Origin of the sequence: Streptomyces rubradiris, from assembly GCF_016860525.1 — a bacterium.
Lineage (GTDB): Bacteria > Actinomycetota > Actinomycetes > Streptomycetales > Streptomycetaceae > Streptomyces > Streptomyces rubradiris.
In genome coordinates this window covers 3,867,853-3,887,312 of the sequence record NZ_BNEA01000015.1, presented here as the reverse complement: position 1 = coordinate 3,887,312, position 19,460 = coordinate 3,867,853, and the positions used below count along the sequence as shown (strand labels likewise).

Below are 19,460 nucleotides of genomic sequence, written 5' to 3'. Positions count from 1 at the left end.
GCACTTTCGAGCATCGTCCAGTACGTCAGGTCACTGAAGGAGCACCTGTTGAACGCCGCACAGTTGCCGGGGAACACCCTGAGCGGAACTGTCCCGCCGACCCTGCCCGAGCTCTTCGCCGGGCAGGCGGCCCGCACGCCCGACGCGGCTGCCGTGCTGGACGGCCCACGCACGACGACCTACCGGGACCTGGCCCACGCCGCCGGGCGCACCGCACGAGTCCTGCGCTCGTACGGCGTGGGCCCGGGTTCCCTGGTCGGGGTGTGCCTCCCCCGGGGCACCGAACTCATCGCCACACTCCTCGGGGTGTGGCAGGCGGGAGCGTCCTACCTGCCGCTCGACGCCGGTCATCCGCATGAACGCCTCAGATCCCTCACCGCACAGGCCGGTGCCGAAGTCGTCGTCACCACAGCCGGACTGCGCGGGCCGCTCGGGGAGGACGGCCCGCGCGTCCTGACCACCGAAGACCTGGCCACCACCGTTCCGAGCGACCCCGCGGACCCGGCCCCGGCCGTTCCGGCCGCGCTCGCCTACACCATCTTCACCTCCGGCTCCACGGGCGCCCCGAAGGGCGTACAGATCAGCCACGAGGGCATCGCGAACCGGGTCGCCTGGGCCGTGCGTGCCCAGCGACTGAGCCCCGGCGACCGGATTCTGTTCAAGACGTCCGTCGGCTTCGACGCGGCGGGCTGGGAGATCTTCGCGCCGCTGGTCTGCGGAGCGAGCGTCGTCGTGGCGCCGGACGGCACCGAGAAGGACGCCGCCGCGCTGCTCAAGGCCGTCGCCGACAACGGCGTGACCGTGCTGCAGCTGGTGCCCTCCGTGCTGCGGCTGCTCGTCGAGGAGCCGTCGTGGGAAGGCTGTGGCGCGCTGCGGCTGCTCGCTTCGGCCGGCGAGCCGCTCCACGCCGAACTGGTCGAGCGGGTCAGGGCACTGGCGGGCCCGAACCTTGAGGTCTGGAACACGTACGGGCCCACGGAGTGCTCGATCGACATCACCGCCCACAAGGTGGACCCGGCACAGAAGACCGGGCCCGTCCCGATCGGCCGGCCGCTCACCGGGATGCGGGTCCTGGTGCTCGGCCCGGACGGCAGCCTCGCGCCCAAGGGCGTCACGGGCGAGCTGTACGCGGGGGGTGTCGGCGTCGCGCTGGGTTACGCGGGGCGCCCCGGCCTCACGGCCGAGCGGTTCGTGCCCGACCCGTACGGTCCGCCCGGTGCCCGTCTCTACCGCACCGGCGACCTGGTGCGCTGGAACACGGCCGGTCTTCTGGAGTACCAGGGCCGCGCCGACGGCCAGCTCAAGGTCAACGGCGTACGCATCGAGCCCGGCGAGATCGAGGCCCAGCTCGGCGCGCACCCCGAGGTCACCGGTGCGGCCGTCGTCGCGTACCGCGCGGACGACGACGCGGTGCGCATCGGGGCGGCCGTCACCACGCGCGGGGAGGCGACCGGGAGCGACCTGCGCCGGTTCCTGCGCACCCGGCTGCCCGACAGCCACGTCCCGGCGCTGTTCCGTACGTTCGACGAGCTGCCCCTGACACCGAACGGCAAGATCGATCGTGCGGCGCTGACCACCGCGCTGGAGCAGGGCGACGACCTCACGGGGCAGGGCGCCTATGTCGCTCCGCGCAACGCGGCCGAGGAGAAGGTCGCCGAGGTGTGGGCGGCGCTGTTCGGCCGCGAGAAGATCGGCGCCACCGACGACTTCTTCGCGCTGGGCGGTACATCGCTGCAGCTCACCCGGCTCGCGGCCCGGCTGCGCGCCACCGGTGTCACACTCTCGATGCGCGGCCTGTTCAGCGCCACCACGGTCGAGGCGCAGGCCCGGCTGATCGGCGCGCAGGACGAGGACAACGCCCCGATCCCCGCGACCGACCGTAAGGGCCGCCTGCCGCTCTCCTCCGGGCAGCGCCGGCTGTGGTTCCTCGACCGGATGAACCCGGGCAGCCGCGAGTGGGTGGCCCCGCTGATCCTGCGCCTGCCGGCGGCGACCACACCGGACCAGCTGCGGTCGGCACTGACCGTGCTCGGCGACCGGCACGAAGCCCTGCGCACGCGCTACGTCGACGAGGGCGGCGAGCCCCGTCAGGTGATCGGTGCCGCGGTGCCCATCGAGCTCCGGGTCGTCGACACCGGGCGCGAGCGGCTCGCCGAACACTTCGAGGAGCAGTTCGCGCGCGGCTTCGAGCTGGCGACCGGCCGTCTGTGGCGGGCGCTGCTGGCCCGGATCCCCGGCGAGGACCACGTGCTGCTCGTCACCCTGCACCACATCGCCTGCGACGGCTGGTCCACGGTCGTCCTGGAGCGTGAGCTCCAGGAGCTGTGCGCCGCCGCGCGCGAGGGCCGCGATCCTGTCCTGCCCGCGGTCGCCGTGCAGTACGCGGACTACGCGGCTTGGCAGTCGGGACGGCAGACCGAGGAGTTCGTCGCCGGAGAGCTCGCCCACTGGCGCACCGCGCTGGACGGCATCGCCCCGCTGGACCTCCCCGCCGACCGGCCCCGGCCCGCCGAGCGCGACCCGCGCGGCTCCGTCGTGCCGATCCGGGTCGAACCCGAACTGGCCGCAGCGGTGGAGGAGCTGAGCCGCAAGAACGCGGCGACCCCGTTCATGACGCTGCTCACCGCGTTCGCCACGGTGCTCGCACGGCAGACCGGCCGGTGGGACGTGCCCGTCGGCACCCCCGTCGCCGGCCGTACCCGGCCCGAGCTGTCCGGCACGGTCGGCTTCTTCCTCAACTCCCTCGTGGTGCGCTGCGGGCTGAGCCCGCAGCTGCGGTTCGAGGAAGCTCTGGGACGGGTGCGGGCCGCGGCGACCGCGGCCTTCGCCCACCAGGAACTGCCCTTCGACCGCCTGGTCGACGAGATCAGCCCGGAGCGCGATCTGTCGCGCACGCCGCTCTACCAGGTCGCCTTCGACATGCACAGCGAGGGCGTCACCAGCATCGCCACCGACGCTGCCGACCTGCGTGCCTTCGCCGACGCGTGGACGGTGGCCAAGACGGACCTGTCCGTGTTCATCGGACGCTCGGCGGACGGCGCCCTGGAAGGTGTCCTGGAGTACGCGGTCTCGCTGTTCGACCGGGCGACCGTGGAGCGTGTGCGGGAGCAGTTCGTGCGCCTCCTCGAAGAGGTGACCGCCGACCCGTCGGCGTGCCTGGCCGAGATCCCGCTGCTGTCCGGCGCGGAACGACGCCTGATCGCCACGGAGTGGAACGCCACGGCCGCCGACTTCGGTGACGCGACCGTGTGCGCCCGCTTCGAAAAGCAGGCGGTGCGTACCCCTGAGGCGCCCGCGATCGGTTTCGCCGGTGAAGTGGTCACCTACGCGCAGCTGAATGCGCGTGCCAATCAGGTCGCTCATCATCTGCGTGCCTCGGGGGTGGGCTCCGGGTCGGTGGTCGGTGTGCTGCTGGACCGTGGGCCGAACCTGGTCGCGAGTCTGCTGGGGGTGTGGAAGGCGGGGGCGGCGTATGTGCCGATCGACCCGTCGTATCCGGCGGGGCGTATCGCCTCGATGCTGGAGAGCGCGGGCGCGGTCACGGCCCTGACGCACTCCGCGTACGCGGACCGTTTCGGCGCCGGCATCGGCCTGGTCCTCGTCGACCGGCACGGTCCCCAGCTCGACGCACGACCGCGGTCCGCGCCGGAGCGCACCGATGACGGCGACGCGCTCGCGTATGTCATCTTCACGTCGGGTTCGACGGGCCGGCCCAAGGGGGTGGCGGTCACTCATCGTGGTCTGGCCAACCATGTCGCCTGGGCGGCTCGTGACCTGGCCTCGCGCGGGACGGCCGGTGCGCCGTTGTTCTCCTCGGTCGCCTTCGACCTGGTCGTGCCCAATCTGTGGGCGCCGCTGGTCACCGGCCAGCGGGTGCACACCATCGCGCAGGACACCGAGACCGCCGATTTGGCGCGTGAGCTCGTTGCCGCGGGTCCGTTCAGCTTCATCAAGCTGACCCCCGGGCACGTCGACGTTCTGGCCTCTCAGCTGGACGCGGAGCAGGCCGCCGCGCTGGCGCCGGTGCTGGTGATCGCGGGTGAGGCGCTGACCCGTGCGACGGTGGAGCGGTGGCGGGCCCTGGCGCCGGCCACCGAGCTCGTCAACGAGTACGGGCCCACGGAGGCATCCGTGGGTACTTGTGTCTTCCCCGTTCCCTCCGGCGGGGAGATCGGCGAGGTCGTGCCCATCGGGCGGCCGCTGCCGAACATGACGATGTACGTCCTCGACGCTCGGCTCGCTCTCGCGCCCGTCGGGGTTCCCGGTGAGCTGTATGTCGGTGGTACGGGTGTGGCGCGGGGTTATGCGGGTCGGCCCGGTCTGACGGCGGAGCGTTTCGTGCCGGACCCGTACGGGCCCGCGGGGGCGCGTCTGTATCGCACGGGTGACCTCGCCCGTACCCGTCCGGACGGTGCCGTGGAGTTCCTGGGCCGTCTTGACGACCAGGTGAAGATCCGCGGCTACCGCATCGAACCCGGTGAGATCCAGACCGTCGTCGCCGAACACCCGGCGGTCCGGGAGGCGGTCGTGGTGGCGCGTCGAACGCCGGCCGGTGACCAGCAGCTCGTCGCGTACTACGTCCCGCGGGATGACGCCGACGTGACCGCGGCCGACGACCTCGCCGCGCACTGTGCCGTCCGGCTGCCCGACTACATGCTTCCCGACCACTACGTCCCACTGGCCGAGATCCCCCTCAACGCCAACGGCAAGACCGACCGGCGAGCCCTGCCCGCACCCGACACCGGCGACCCGGGGACCTCGCAGGGCCGGATCGCGCCGCGCACCGTCACAGAGGAACGCCTCGCGGAGATCTGGACCGACCTCCTCAAGGTCGAGCCCGGCATGACGGACAGCTTCTTCCACTCCGGAGGCAACTCGATCCTGGCGATCCGGCTGATCTCCCGCATTCAGGAGGAGTTCGACATCGACTTCGCCGTCCGGACGGTCTTCGAAGGTCCGACGGTGGCCCAGCTGGCCGTCGCCGTGGAGCGGGAGATCCTCGCGGAATCCGACGGACTGGATGCGGCCGAGCCGGCCGGCGGGCCCCGGCTGTCGGACCCGGACGAGGTGGCGGACGCCGACGACCCGTCCGGCATCGCCGAACCGCCGGAGCCCGAGGATCCCTCGAAGCTCGACGACCCGTCCGGTTTCACCGGAACCGCAGACCTGGACGACCCGTCCGGTCTCGCCGACGCACCGATCCACCCCGACACCGCGATCAACGGCCACGCGCCGGTCAAGGAGACAGCATGAGCACCGGTGCCAGCACGCCCCAGGGCATCGACACGGACGAAGCACGCGACGAGCTCGTGCGGCAGCGGCTCGCCGGGCGACGGCGCGCGCGCAGAAGTGCGATACCCAAGGCGGACCGGAGTGCCCCGCTGCGCCTGTCGTACGGCCAGGAGCAGATGTGGTTCCTCGACCGCCTCGACCCCGACAGCACCCAGTACCTCGTTCCACTGCTCGTCCGGCTGACCGGTGCCCTCGACGCCGGCGTCCTGGCCGACGCCTGGCAGCGGCTCACCGACCGGCACGAGATCCTGCGCACCCGGTACGGACTGCACGGCGAGGAGCCGGTGCAGTTCGTCTCGGAGCGCGAGCGGGTCACGCTTCCCCTGGAAGACCTCACGCACCTGCCCGAGGACGCGCGCGAGGCACGCGTCCAGGCCGTCGTCACCGGCGAGCTCTTCGTGCCGTTCGACCTGGAGCGCGACCTGCCGGTGCGCGCCCGCCTGATCCGGCTCGGCGCCGACGAGCACGTGCTCGCCGTCGTCTTCCACCACATCGCCTGCGACGCCTGGTCCACCGAGGTCGTCGGGCAGGAACTCAGCGTCCTGTACACCGCCCTTGTGCGGGGGGAGGAGCCCCGGCTGCCCGAGGTCGCCGTCCAGTACGCCGACTTCGCCGCCTGGCAGCGCGCCGAGATGTCCGGTGCCGTCCTGGCCCGCCACCTCGCTTACTGGAAGGGCGAGCTGGCGGGCCTCACCCCGATCGAGCTGCCCACCGATCGGCCCCGCAAGGCCGTCAGGGACGCCGCGGGGGACGCGGTCGCCTTCGCCGTGCCCGCAGACCTCGCCGAGCGCGTACGGGAATTCGCCCGCGAGCGGGCCGCCACCCCCTTCATGGTGGTGCTCGCCGCGTACCAGAGCCTGCTGGCCCGGTACACCGGCTCCGCCGATGTCACCGTGGGCACGGTCGTGTCGGGGCGGAGCCGCCCCGAACTGCAGGGCATGCTCGGATACGGCATCAACACCCTGGCGCTGCGCGGGCGCTGGGCCGACGGGACCTCCTTCGCCGAGCTCGTCGACGCCACCAAGGACACCGTCCTCGGCGCCTTCGACCACCAAGGTGTCCCCTTCGCCCAGCTCATCGACGCGGTCCAGCCCGAGCGCGACCTGTCCCGCAATCCGCTCTTCGACGTCGCCCTGACCATGCACGGCGAGCGCACGAGCGCCTTCGCCCTGCCGGGCATCGTCGCCGAGCCCTACCGCGCCGAGGGCGACGCCGCCAAGTACGACCTCGACCTGCAGCTGCGCCAGGACGCCGACGGTACCCTGCACGGCAACCTGGAGTACGCCGTCGAGCTGTTCGACCGCGCGACCGCCGAGCGCCTCACCGGCCATCTGGTGCGCCTTCTCGACGCGGCGACCGCGAACCCGGACGCCGACCTGAACCGGCTGCACTTCCTGGGCACGGACGAGGTGCGCCTGCTCACCCAGGGCGCGAACGTCACCGGCGAGGTCACCCGCACCGTCCACCGTGCCTTCGAGGAGCAGGCGGCCCGCACCCCCGACGCCGTCGCCGTGCACTGCGCCGGCGAGGAGCTGACGTACGCCGAACTCAACGAGCGGGCCAATCGCGTCGCCCACCACCTCATCGGTCTCGGCGTCGGCCAGGAGACGCTGGTCGGCGTCTGCCTGGAGCGGGGCCCCGACCTGATACCGACGCTGATCGGCGTGCTCAAGGCCGGCGGTGCCTATCTGCCGCTCGACCCCTCCCAGCCCGCCGACCGCATCGGCTACCTACTCCAGGACGCCGCCGCTCCGGTCGTGGTGACCGAACGCGCGCACGCGGAGCTGTTGAACGGTCTGCACGACGGGCCCGTCCTCGTCCTCGACGGGGACGAGGGGCGGTCCGCCCTCGCCGGCGAGCCGGCCACGAACCCGGTCCCCCGCACGGACGCCGACAGCCTGATCTACGTCATCTACACCTCGGGCTCCACCGGCCGGCCCAAGGGCGTCGGCCTCACCCACGCCAACGTGGAGCGCCTGTTCACGGTCACCCGTGACCAGACCGGATTCCGCGAGGACGACGTGTGGACGCTCTTCCACTCGTACGCCTTCGACTTCTCCGTGTGGGAGATGTGGGGCGCGCTGCTGCACGGCGGCCGGCTCGTCGTCGTCCCCAAGGACGTCGCGCGTGACCCCTCCGCCTTCCTCGGCCTGCTCGTCGAGCAGCGCGTGACCGTGCTCAACCAGACGCCGTCCGCGTTCCGTGCCCTGGTCGCCGCCGCCCGCGAAGGCGACACGCGCATCGACGGGCTGGCCCTGCGCACCGTGGTGTTCGGCGGCGAGAAGCTCGAGGTCGCCGATCTGCGGCCGTGGGCGGACCGGCTCGGCCTGGACGCCCCGACACTCGTCAACATGTACGGCATCACGGAGACCACCGTGCATGTCACGCACCACGTCCTCGACGAGGCCGACCTCGCCCGCGGCTCCGTCAGCCCGGTGGGAGTCCCCCTCGACGACCTCGCGGTCCGCGTCCTCGACGCGCACGGCAACCTGGCGCCGATCGGAGTGCCCGGCGAGATCCACGTCGCGGGGCGCGGCGTCGCCCGCGGCTATCTGGGGCGCGCCGCCCTGACCGCCGAGCGTTTCGTGCCCGACCCGTACGGGGCGCCGGGCGACCGGCTGTACCGCAGCGGCGACGTCGGGCGCCGCCTGGCCGACGGCAGCCTGGAGTTCCTGGGCCGCAACGACGCCCAGGTCAAGATCCGCGGTTTCCGTATCGAGCTCGGTGAGATCAACGCCGCGCTCACGGCCCGGGACGGTGTGCGTGACGCCGTCGTCCTGGTCCGGGAGGACACCCCCGGCGACAAGCAGCTCGTCGCCTACGTCGTAACCGCCGAAGGGCCCGGCCCCGACACCGCGGTACTGCGCACCGCGCTCGCCCGTGAACTGCCCGAGTACATGGTCCCGGCGACGTTCGTCACGCTCGACGCGCTGCCGCTGACCGTCAACGGCAAGCTCGACACCAAGGCGCTGCCCGCGCCCGCCGCGCGCGGGGCCGTGGCGGAGTACACCGCGCCGCGCTCCGGCCTGGAGCAGCGCACCGCGGCGATCTGGGAAGAGGTCCTCGGCGTCGACCGGGTCGGCGTCCACGACAGCTTCTTCGATCTGGGCGGCCACTCGCTGCGTGCCATCACCCTGGCGGGCCGGCTGCGCGAGGCCGGGCTCGACGTCAGCGTCCGCGACCTGTTCGAGCACCGCACCGTGGCCCTCCTGTGCGAACAGCTCGCCGACCGGGCACCGGTCACCGCCACGCACGGCGTACGCCCCTTCGCCCTCGTCGGTGACGAGGACCGGGCCCGGCTGCCCGAAGGTGTCGTGGACGCGTACCCGATGTCGCAGGTCCAGATCGGCATGGTCGTCGAGATGCTCAGCGACAGCGACCGGCACCCGTATCACAACGTCACCTCCTTCCGTGTCCCCGACAGCCGCTCCTTCGACATCGAGGCGCTGCGTGCGTCCGTCGCCTCGGCTGTCGCGCGGCACGAGGTGCTGCGTACGTCGTTCGACCTCAACTCCTATGCCGTTCCGATGCAGTTGGTGCACGGGGACGTCGAGATCCCGGTGCAGGGACGCGATCTGCGCGGGCTCGACGACGAGGCGGTGCGGGACGCCCTGCGCGCCTTCACGCAGGAGGAGCGGTCCCGGCTGATCCCGTTGGACAGTGCACCGCAGCTGCGCCTGTACGGCACGGCGTGCGACGACGGCAGTTGGTGGCTGACCATCACCGAGTGCCACGCGATCCTCGACGGCTGGAGCCACCACTCCCTCCTGATGGAGATCGTCGAGGGCTACCACCGGGCCCGCGACGGGCAGCCCGTGGACGCGTCGGCCGCCCCGGCCGTACGGTTCGCGGACTTCATCGCCGCCGAGGTCGCCTCCCGGGAGGGCGGCGAGGACCGGGCGTACTGGACCGGCATCGTCGAGGGGCACGCGCCGTTCACGCTTCCCGAGGCGTGGGCGGGCGACGGTGTCGCGGGTGCCCCGCACCGGGTGAAGGTTCCCTTCCACGACCTGGAGCCGCAGCTGCGCGCCCTCGCGTCCGCTGCCGGCGCCTCCCTCAAGAGCGTCCTGCACGCCGCCCATCTGAAGGTGCTGAGCACCGTCACCGGTGACGAGCGCTTCTTCACCGGCCTGGTGTGCAACGCCCGCCCCGAGGCCCTCGGCGCCGACGGTCTGTACGGCATGCACCTCAACACGCTGCCGTTCGCCTTCGACGGTGCCTCGGGCACCTGGCGTGACCTGGTGCGGCGGGTCTTCGAGCGTGAGGTCGAACTGTGGCCGCACCGCGGCTACCCGATGCCCGACATCCAGCGGCAGGCCGAGGAGGGGCAGCGGCTCGTCTCCGTCCGGTTCAGCTACCACGATTTCGACCAGGTCGACCGCGACCGGGTGGACTACCTGGCGAGCATCGACGACAGCCCCACCGAGTTCCCGCTCGGCGTCTCGGCCCGCCTCGGCCACCTGTTCCTGACCGGCGGCCGCAAGCACGTCGGTGCCGAAGCCCTGGACCGCCTCGCGGGCACCCTGCGCGAGGTCCTCGTGGCGATGGCCACCGACCCGGAGGGCGACGCGTCCGCCTCGTACCTCCCCACCGCCGTGCGGCGCACGCTTCTGGAGCAGGGCACGGGGGAGACCGCCGGCTTCGGTGACGCGACCGTGTGCGCCCGCTTCGAGGAGCAGGCCGTCCGTACTCCGGACGCGGCCGCTGTCTCGCTCGGCGCCACGACGTGGTCGTACGCGCAGCTCGATGCGCGTGCCAATCAGGTCGCTCATCATCTGCGTGCCTCGGGGGTGGGCTCCGGGTCGGTGGTCGGTGTGCTGCTGGACCGTGGGCCGAACCTGGTCGCGAGTCTGCTGGGGGTGTGGAAGGCGGGGGCGGCGTATGTGCCGATCGACCCGTCGTACCCGGTGGAGCGCATCGCCTCGATGCTGGAGAGCGCGGGCGCGGTCACGGCCCTGACGCACTCCGCGTACGCGGACCGCTTCGGCGCCGGCATCGGCGTGCTGGCCCTGGACCGCGACGAGCAGACACTGGCCGCGCGTCCCGCGACGCCCGTCGAGCGCACGGACGATCCCGACGCGCTCGCGTATGTCATCTTCACGTCGGGTTCGACGGGCCGGCCCAAGGGGGTGGCGGTCACTCATCGTGGTCTGGCCAACCATGTCGCCTGGGCGGCTCGTGACCTGGCCTCGCGCGGGACGGCCGGTGCGCCGTTGTTCTCCTCGGTCGCCTTCGACCTGGTCGTGCCCAATCTGTGGGCGCCGCTGGTCACCGGCCAGCGGGTGCACACCATCGCGCAGGACACCGAGACCGCCGATTTGGCGCGTGAGCTCGTTGCCGCGGGTCCGTTCAGCTTCATCAAGCTGACTCCTGGGCATGTCGATGTCCTGGCCTCTCAGCTGGACGCGGAGCAGGCCGCCGCGCTGGCGCCGGTGCTGGTGATCGCGGGTGAGGCGCTGACCCGTGCGACGGTGGAGCGGTGGCGGGCCCTGGCGCCGGCCACCGAGCTCGTCAACGAGTACGGGCCCACGGAGGCATCCGTGGGTACTTGTGTCTTCCCCGTTCCCTCCGGCGGGGAGATCGGCGAGGTCGTGCCCATCGGGCGGCCGCTGCCGAACATGACGATGTACGTCCTCGATGCGCGGCTCGCTCTCGCGCCCGTCGGGGTTCCCGGTGAGCTGTATGTCGGTGGTACGGGTGTGGCGCGGGGTTATGCGGGTCGGCCCGGTCTGACGGCGGAGCGTTTCGTGCCGGACCCGTACGGGCCCGCGGGGGCGCGTCTGTATCGCACGGGTGACCTCGCCCGTACCCGTCCGGACGGTGCCGTGGAGTTCCTGGGCCGTCTTGACGACCAGGTGAAGATCCGCGGCTACCGCATCGAACCCGGTGAGATCCAGACCGTCGTCGCCGAACACCCGGCGGTCCGGGAGGCGGTCGTGGTGGCGCGTCGAACGCCGGCCGGTGACCAGCAGCTCGTCGCGTACTACGTCCCGCGGGACGACGCCGACGTGACCGCGGCCGACGACCTCGCCGCGCACTGTGCCGTCCGGCTGCCCGACTACATGCTTCCCGACCACTACGTCCCACTGGCCGAGATCCCCCTCAATGCCAACGGAAAGACCGACCGGCGAGCCCTGCCCGCACCGGACGACGCCGGGCTCGACGGCGGCACGTCCTATGTCGCGCCGCGCACTCTCACCGAGGCGCGGGTGGCGGACATCTGGGCGCAGGTACTCGGGCTCGAGCGGGTCGGCGTCCTGGACGGCTTCTTCGACCTGGGAGGCCACTCCATCCGCGCGGTCGCCCTGGTCGGCGCCCTGCGCGCGGTCGGCTTCGACGTCGGCGTGCGGGAGGTCTTCGAGTACCGCACGGTCGCCGAGCTGAGCGAGTTCCTCACCGGGCGCCCGGCACCGCGGGAGACCGCCGCGCCCGTCGAGCCGTTCGCGCTGCTCACCGACGAGGACCGGGCCCGGCTGCCCGAGGGCGTCGTGGACGCGTACCCGATGTCGCAGGTCCAGCTCGGCATGCTCGTCGAGATGCTCGCCGACGAGGAGCGCCGCGTCTACCTCAATGTCGCGTCGTTCCGTATCACCGACGGCACCCCGTTCGACGCGGACGCCCTGCGCGCCGCCCTGGACGTGGTCACCGGGCGGCACGAGATGCTGCGGACCTCCTTCGACCTGGACGCCTTCAGCCGGCCGCTCCAGATCGTGCATCCGCAGGCCCGGATACCGCTGGCCGTCGAGGACCTGCGGCAGCTGTCGCAGGGTGCCCGCGAGTTGCGCGTGCGCGACATCATGGGCGAGGAGCGGACCCGGGGGCTCGATCTCGCGGCGGCCCCGCTGCTGCGCATGACCGCCCAGGTCGAGGCCGACGACTCCTGGCGACTCGTCGTCACCGTCTCGCACGCCATCACCGAGGGCTGGAGTCATCGCGCCCTCCTGATGGAGCTCCTCGACGTCTACCGTGCCCTGCGCGAGGGCGGCGACCCCGCTCCCGCCGAGGCCCCGCCGGTGCGGTACGCCGACTTCATCGCGGCCGAACTGGCCTCCCTGGAGTCGGCGGAGGACCGGTCCTACTGGCAGGACGTCATCGGCCGGTACGCCCCGTTCGCGCTGCCCGTCGGCTGGTCCGGGGACACCGGCGCGCCGAGCGAGAAGTACCGGCTCGCCGTCCCCGTGCACGACCTGGAGCCGCGGCTGCGCGCCCTGGCCACCCAGGCGCGGGTGTCCTTCAAGAGCGTGCTGCTCGCCGCGCACCTGAAGGTCATGAGCACCCTCACCGAGGAGGACGGCTTCTTCAGCGGCCTGGTGTGCAGCGCCCGGCCCGAGTCGCCCGGCGCGGAACGCGTCTACGGCATGTACCTCAACACCCTGCCGTTCGCCTTCGACCGCACCGCGGGCAGCTGGACCGACCTGGCCCGTCAGGTCTTCGCCCGCGAGGCCGAGGTCTGGGACCGCCGGCGTTTCCCGATGCCCGTCATCCAGCGGGAGGCGGCCGCCGGGCGCCTGCTCCACGTCCGCTTCAGCTACCAGGACTTCGACCACGTCGACGACAAGCTCGTCGACACCGGGGCGAGCGGCGGCGAAGGCGGCACCGAGTTCGCGCTGGCGGTCTCCGCGGTCTCCGGGCACCTGCTGCTCACCACCCACACCCACGCGCTGGACCGTACCCGGGGCGAGCTCCTGACGTCCCTGTACCGACAGGTCCTGGAAGCCATGGCGGCCGACCCGCAGGGCAGCGCACAGGACACCTGTCTGCCCGAGCAGGAGCGGGAACGGCTGCTCGCGCGGAACGACACGGCAGCCGACTTCCCGGCCGGGACCGTGCTGCAGCGCTTCGAGGAGCAGGCCGCCCGCACCCCCGACGCCGTCGCCGTGCGGTACGCGGGCGGAGAGCTGTCGTACGCCGAACTCGACGCCAGGGCCACCCGGTTCGCGTACCGGCTGCGTGCGGCGGGCGTCGGCGCCGAGTCCACGGTGGGCGTCCTGCTCGACCGCGGCCCGGACCTGCTCGCGACGCTGCTGGCGGTGTGGAAGGCGGGCGGTGCCTATGTGCCGATCGACCCCTCCTACCCGGCCGAGCGCATCGCCTCCATGTGCGAGAGCGCGGCGGCTTCGCTCGCCGTGACCCAGGAGGGCCGCGCGGACCGTTTCCCGGGGACCGTCGAGGTGCTCGACGTCGCGGACCTCGCCGACGGAAACGGCGAGTTCGGGGCGGTCTCCCGGGTCGACGACCCGGAGCGGCTCGCCTATGTGATCTTCACCTCCGGTTCCACGGGGCGGCCCAAGGGTGTCCAGGTCCCGCACCGGGGCCTGGCCAACCACGTCGCCTGGGCAGCGGACGAGCTCGCTGTGCGCGGCACGGGCGGCGCTCCGCTGTTCTCCTCGGTCGCCTTCGACCTGGTGGTGCCCAACCTGTGGGGACCGCTGGTCACCGGCCAGGCCGTGCACGTCGTCCCGCAGGACACGCCGCCCGCCGACCTGCCGGCCGCGCTGCTCGACGGCGGACCGTACAGCTTCGTCAAGCTGACCCCGGGCCACCTGGACATCCTCACCGAGCAGCTCACCACCGAGCAGGTGGACCGGCTCAGCCGGGTCTACGTCGTCGCCGGCGAGGCCCTGCCGGGCGCCACCGCCAACCGGGCCCTCGAGGTCCTCGGCGCGGGCCGCATGATCAATGAGTACGGGCCGACCGAGGCGTCCGTCGGCTCCACGATCCATCCGGTGACCGACCACGTCGTGCCGGACGTGGTCCCGATCGGCCGTCCCCTGCCGAACATGACGGCGTACGTCCTGGACGCGGCGATGCGCGAGGTGCCGACCGGCGTTGTCGGCGAGCTGTACGTCGGTGGCGCGGGCGTCGCGCGCGGTTACGCGGGCCGGCCCGACCTGACGGCCGAACGGTTCCTGCCCGACCCGTACGGTCCGGCGGGCAGCCGCCTGTACCGCACAGGCGACCGGGTGCGGATGCGGGAGGACGGGGACATCGAGTTCCTCGGGCGCCTCGACGACCAGGTCAAGATCCGCGGCTACCGCGTCGAACTCGGCGAGGTCCAGGCCGTGCTGGCCGCCCACCCGGCCGTCCGGGACGCGGTGGTCGCCGTGCACGAGCCGACCCCGGGCGACAAGCGACTGGTCGCGTACCTCGTGCCGGCCGAGGGGCGGGAGCTCCCCGACGCGGCGGCGCTCGCCGAGGACTGCGGGACGCTGCTGCCGGAGTACATGGTGCCTTCCGCGTTCGTCGCCCTGGACGCGATCCCGCTCAACGCCAACGGCAAGGTCGACCGCAAGGCGCTGGCCGCGCCGGAGCGTTCGGCGATGCGCGCGGGCCGCGAGTTCGTGGCACCGCGCACCGACACGGAGCGCACGCTCGCCAAGATCTGGTCCGAGGTGCTCGGCGTCGACGAGATCGGTGTGCACGACGAGTTCTTCGAGCTCGGCGGGCATTCGATCCTGATGATCCAGGTGCTCGCGGCGGCCCGCCGCGAGGGCCTCGCGGTCTCGGTCTGGCGCATGTACCAGCACGGCACGCTCGTCGACCTGGCCGCGGCCATCGACGAGGACCGGGCGGCCGCCGCCGCGGAGGAGGCCGCCAAGGCCGCCGAGGCGGAGCCCGCACCGGTCGAGGTCCCGGCCGAGCTGCTCGCCGCGCTCCTGGAGCAGGCGGCGGGCGGCGACGCCACACGCCTCGCCGAGGGCCCCCTCGCCCAGGTCGCGGCTCTGCTCGGGAACGGCACACCGGCCGTCGCCGAGGCGGGGGAGGCGGTCGCACTCGACGACCTGGAATCCCTCATGGCCGAGCACCACGTGCCCGGCGTGAGCCTGGCCCTGCTCGGCGCGGACGGCTCGGTGCGCACGCACACGGCCGGCGTGCTCGCGGTGGGCGCCGATCGTCCGGTGACCCCGCAGACGCTGTTCCAGGTCGGCTCGATCAGCAAGCACGTCACCGCGTTCGCGACCCTGCGGCTGGTGGCCGAGGGGCGCGTCGCCCTGGACGACTCCATCGACGCGCACCTGACGTCCTGGCACCTCGACGAACTCGACGCGGCGCCCGGCGCGGTCACCGTCCGGCACCTGCTCGGCCACACCGCCGGTCTCGCCCGGCACCGCAGCGTCGGGTTCCCGCCGGGCGGCGAGGTCCCCACGCTGCGGGATCTGCTGGAAGGCACCGGCGCGGTCTCGACCCCGCGGGTGCGCCGTCAGCTGGTGCCCGGCTCGACGTTCCGCAAGTCCAGCACCCACTACTGGGTTCTCCAGCAGCTCCTGGAGGATGTCACCGGTGAGCCGTTCCAGGACCTCGCGCACCGTCTGGTCCTCGCGCCGCTCGGCATGACGGGCAGCAGCTTCGACCAGGACTTCCCGCGCACGTCGGGGCGCCCGGTGGCGCTGGGCCACCACGTCAACGGCGTGGCCATGGAAGGCGGCTGGCGCGAACGCGCCCACCTCGCCGCCGCCGGTCTGTGGACGACGGCCGAGGACATCGCGAAGCTCGCCCGGCAGGTGCGGGCCTCGCTGCTCGGCCATGACGGGGCACTGCTGCCCCGCGCCATCGCCCAGGAACTGCTCGCCACCCACCCGGGCAGCTTCTACGGCCTCGGCACCATCGTCGACGACACCGGCAGTGACGCGGAGTTCGGCCACGGCGGTGAACCCGCCGGCTACTGGAACCTCTCGCTGTCCCACCTCGGCAGCGGCGTCGGCCTGGTCGCCCTCACCAACTCCGACAGCGGCAAGGGCGTCGTCAAGCATCTGACCGCCCGGCTCGGCAAGGCCGAAGAGGCTTTTGGCAAGGGCGAGCTGATGGCGGACTGGGCGGCCGCGGGCACCGGCTCCGAGGCCCCCGCCGGGCACCCGCTCCTCAGCCCCGTCGTCACCGACGAGGAGCGCGCATGACCACCCATGGCCCGCGAACGGCCACCCCTACCCAGGAGGACCCGGTGCAGTACTCCCGCACACGTCACCTCATCTCCGTGGACGACCTCACCGACGACGATCTGCGCACCCTCGTGGCGGACGGTGTCGCCTTCCGCGCCGCCGACCGCAAGGGCGGCCCGAAACCCCTGCGGGACGAGGTCGTCGGGATCTACTTCAGCAAGACGTCCACCCGGACCCGTACCGCGTTCTCCAGCGGTGCCCTGCGGCTGGGCGCGTCACTGATCACGTACGGTCCGGGAGACCTACAGCTCAACACCGGCGAGACCAGCGAGGACACCGGCACGGTGCTCTCGCGCATGCTCGACGTCCTCGTGGCCCGCACCGCCGGTGACGAGGCGGAGATGCGGGCCTGGGCGAACCAGGAGCGGATGTCGGTCGTCAACGCGATGAGCGCCGGCGAGCACCCCACGCAGGCACTCACCGACCTCACCACGCTGAGCGCGCACTTCGGCCGGCTGGACGGGCTGCGTGTCCTGTACGTGGGAGAGGGCAACAACTCGGCGTCCGCGCTCGCGCTCGCCCTGAGCCGCTTCCCGGGTGCCGAGCTGGAACTGCGCACCCCGCCCGGCTACGGGCTCGACCCGCACTATCTCGCCCGGGCCGAGGCGCACGCCGCCCGCAGCGGCGCGAGCGTGCGCGAACGGCACCACATGGACGACCTGCCCACAGACGTCGACGCGATCTACACCACGCGCTGGCAGACCACGGGCACCACGAAGGCCGACCCCGACTGGCGGAAGATCTTCGCCCCGTTCCAGGTCGGCGCACAGCTGTGGGAGTCCAGCCCGAAGGCGGTGTTCCTGCACGACCTGCCCGCGCATCGCGGCGACGAGGTCACCGCCGAGGTGCTCGACGGGCCGCACAGCATCGCCTTCGAGCAGGCCGAGAACAAGATGCACAGCGCGATGGCTGTCCTGAAGTGGTGCCGGGCGGGCGGCCCTGCCGCGCCGGGAGAGTGAGCGTCACCGACGGCCGGCCGGCTCCCGCGCAGCGGAAGGGGCCGGACCCGGTCCCGCTGCGGCGCAACCGTGACTATCTGATGCTGTGGAGCGGTGCCGGGCTCACCCTGCTCGGCTCCCGCGCCACCTCGGTCGCCTACCCGCTGCTGCTGATCTGGTCCACCGGATCGGCGGCAGCGGGGGCGGCTGCCGCGGTCGCCGCCCAACTGCCGCAACTGCTTGTTCAATTGCCGGCCGGGGCGTTCGTCGACCGGTGGAACCGGCGCCGCACCATGCTCGTGTGCAGCGCCGGCTGCGCGGTGTCCACAGCGAGCGTGGTGATGGCGGTGGCGGTGGGCCAGGTCCATCTGGCACACCTGGCGGCGGCCTCGTTCGCCGAGGGCTCGCTGATGGTCTGCCATCGCCTCGCCGAGCGGGCCTGCGTCCGCCAGGTCGTGCCGGCCGGACAGCTCACCGCCGCGCTCGCCGGGAACGAGGCGCGGGGGCGGGCCGCGGGTCTGCTCGGGCAGCCGCTCGGCAGTGCCGCGTTCGCCGCCGCCAGGTGGTCGCCCTTCCTGCTCGGGAGCGTCGCGCACCTGCTGTCGCTGCTCGCCGTCCTGTGCGTCCGGGCGCCGTTCGGTGCCCGGACGGCCGCCGCCCGGCGCAGGCTCGGTCCCGAGATCGCGGAGGGGGTGCGCTGGCTGTGGCGGCGCCGCTTCCTGCGGCGGATCACGTTGCTGATCTCCGGCAGCAACGTGATCTTCCAGGCGCTCGCCCTGCTGCCCGCCTTCGTCCTGTACGAGGACGGGCTCTCGCCCGCGACGGTCGGCCTGATCGCGGCGATCAGCGGGGCGGGCGGGGCGGTCGGCGCCCTGGGCGGCGGATGGGCCACCCGGCGTATCGGCCTGGTCGGTCTGGTCCGCGGGGCGCTGCTGGCGTGGGCGCTGCTCGTGCCCGCCCTCGCCCTGACCCGGTCGCCGCTGCTCCTCGGAGCGTTGCTGGCCGGGATGAGCCTGGTGGGCGGTGCCGTCAACGTCGCCGGCGGCGTCCACCAGGTCCGCACCACCCCCGATGCCCTCCAGGGGCGCGTCAACAGCGCGCTTCAGCTGGTGGGTTCGGGTGCCAACGCGCTCGGCGCGCTCACCGGGGGGATGCTCCTCGACTCCCTCGGCGCGGCCCGCACGGCCGCCCTGCTCGGCGCGGCGATGGGAGTCCTGGCGCTCGCCGCCGCGCTCTCGGCCCTGCCCCGCCTCCTCACCTCCGAGGAACAGCAGACCTGCCAGGAACAGCAGACCTGCCAGGAACAGCAGCAAGAACCCGTACGAGAACAAGAAGGAGAACGCACCTCATGAACGCGACCCCCATCTGGACCCCGCTGGTCATCACCCCGCAGAGCGCCGGGGTCGAGGCCTCGGCCGCCGGGCTGCTCAAGGTGATCGGCGACACCGCCACCGTCGACGACCAGCTCGTCAAGGAGAAGGCGCTGATCTTCCGCGGCTTCGGTGTCACGCAGGAGGAACTCGACCCGGTCATGGACGAGCTGCTGCCCAACCGGCTCGCGTACGTCCACGGCAACTCGCCGCGCACCAAGGTCGGCAAGAACGTCTACACCTCCACGGAGTACCCGCAGGAGTTCACCATCTCGATGCACAACGAGATGTCGTACGCCCACGCGTGGCCGGCCCGTCTGCTCTTCTTCTGCCAGAAGGCCGCCGAGACCGGTGGCGCCACCCCGGTGACAGACTCCGCGCTGTGGCTGGACTCGCTCGACCCGGAGGTCCGGGAGGCGTTCAAGGGCGGTGTCTGCTACCAGCAGAACCTGCACGACGGCCTCGGCCTCGGCAAGAGCTGGCAGGACACCTTCGAGACCACCGACCGCGCCGAGGTGGAGGCCTTCCTCGGGCAGACCGGCGCCCAGTGGGACTGGAAGCCGGACGGCTCCCTCCGGGTGCGCCAGATCCGGCCCGCGACCGCCGTGCACCCGGTGACCGGCACGGAGGTCTGGTTCAACCAGTCCGACCAGTGGCACCCGGCGGGCCTCGGCGACGACACCGCCGCCGCGCTCGCCCAGATCATGCCGGCCGACGAACTGCCCCAGTCCGTCACCTTCGCCGACGGCACGCCGATCCCCGACGAGTACGTCATCCAGATCCGCGACCGGGGCCTGGACGCGGCCGTGGACTGCGACTGGCGCACCGGCGACCTGATGCTCATCGACAACATGCTGGTCTCGCACGGCCGTCGGCCCTTCACCGGATCCCGTCGCGTGCTCGTCGCGATGTCCGACTGAGGC

Annotated in this window: 5 protein-coding genes; all 5 read left to right on the top strand. The window is 72.6% G+C overall.

Features of this window, described 5'->3' with window-relative positions:
• The first annotated feature begins 48 nt into the window (after nt 1-48).
• From Srubr_RS30400 to Srubr_RS30380, 5 genes are read left to right on the top strand one after another with little or no spacing between them, the layout of a single operon-like run.
• Nucleotides 49-5,253, top strand: a complete 5,205-nt coding sequence (locus tag Srubr_RS30400; protein WP_230426670.1) for a non-ribosomal peptide synthetase — start codon at nt 49-51, stop codon at nt 5,251-5,253.
• Complete coding sequence (locus Srubr_RS30395; protein WP_203855064.1) at nt 5,250-16,187, top strand: non-ribosomal peptide synthetase; 10,938 nt, start codon at nt 5,250-5,252, stop codon at nt 16,185-16,187. The genes Srubr_RS30400 and Srubr_RS30395 overlap by 4 nt, the downstream gene beginning before the upstream one ends.
• A complete protein-coding gene (locus tag Srubr_RS30390) occupies nt 16,184-17,188 on the top strand; it encodes an ornithine carbamoyltransferase (RefSeq protein ID WP_189998861.1) in 1,005 nt (334 codons plus the stop codon). The genes Srubr_RS30395 and Srubr_RS30390 overlap by 4 nt, the downstream gene beginning before the upstream one ends.
• On the top strand, nt 17,185-18,519 hold the full coding sequence (locus tag Srubr_RS30385; protein WP_229926948.1) for an MFS transporter: 1,335 nt from the start codon (nt 17,185-17,187) through the stop codon (nt 18,517-18,519). Before Srubr_RS30390 ends, Srubr_RS30385 begins: the two co-directional genes overlap by 4 nt.
• Nucleotides 18,516-19,457, top strand: a complete 942-nt coding sequence (locus Srubr_RS30380) for a TauD/TfdA family dioxygenase (protein WP_189998863.1) — start codon at nt 18,516-18,518, stop codon at nt 19,455-19,457. The genes Srubr_RS30385 and Srubr_RS30380 overlap by 4 nt, the downstream gene beginning before the upstream one ends.
• The last annotated feature ends 3 nt before the right edge of the window (nt 19,458-19,460 follow it).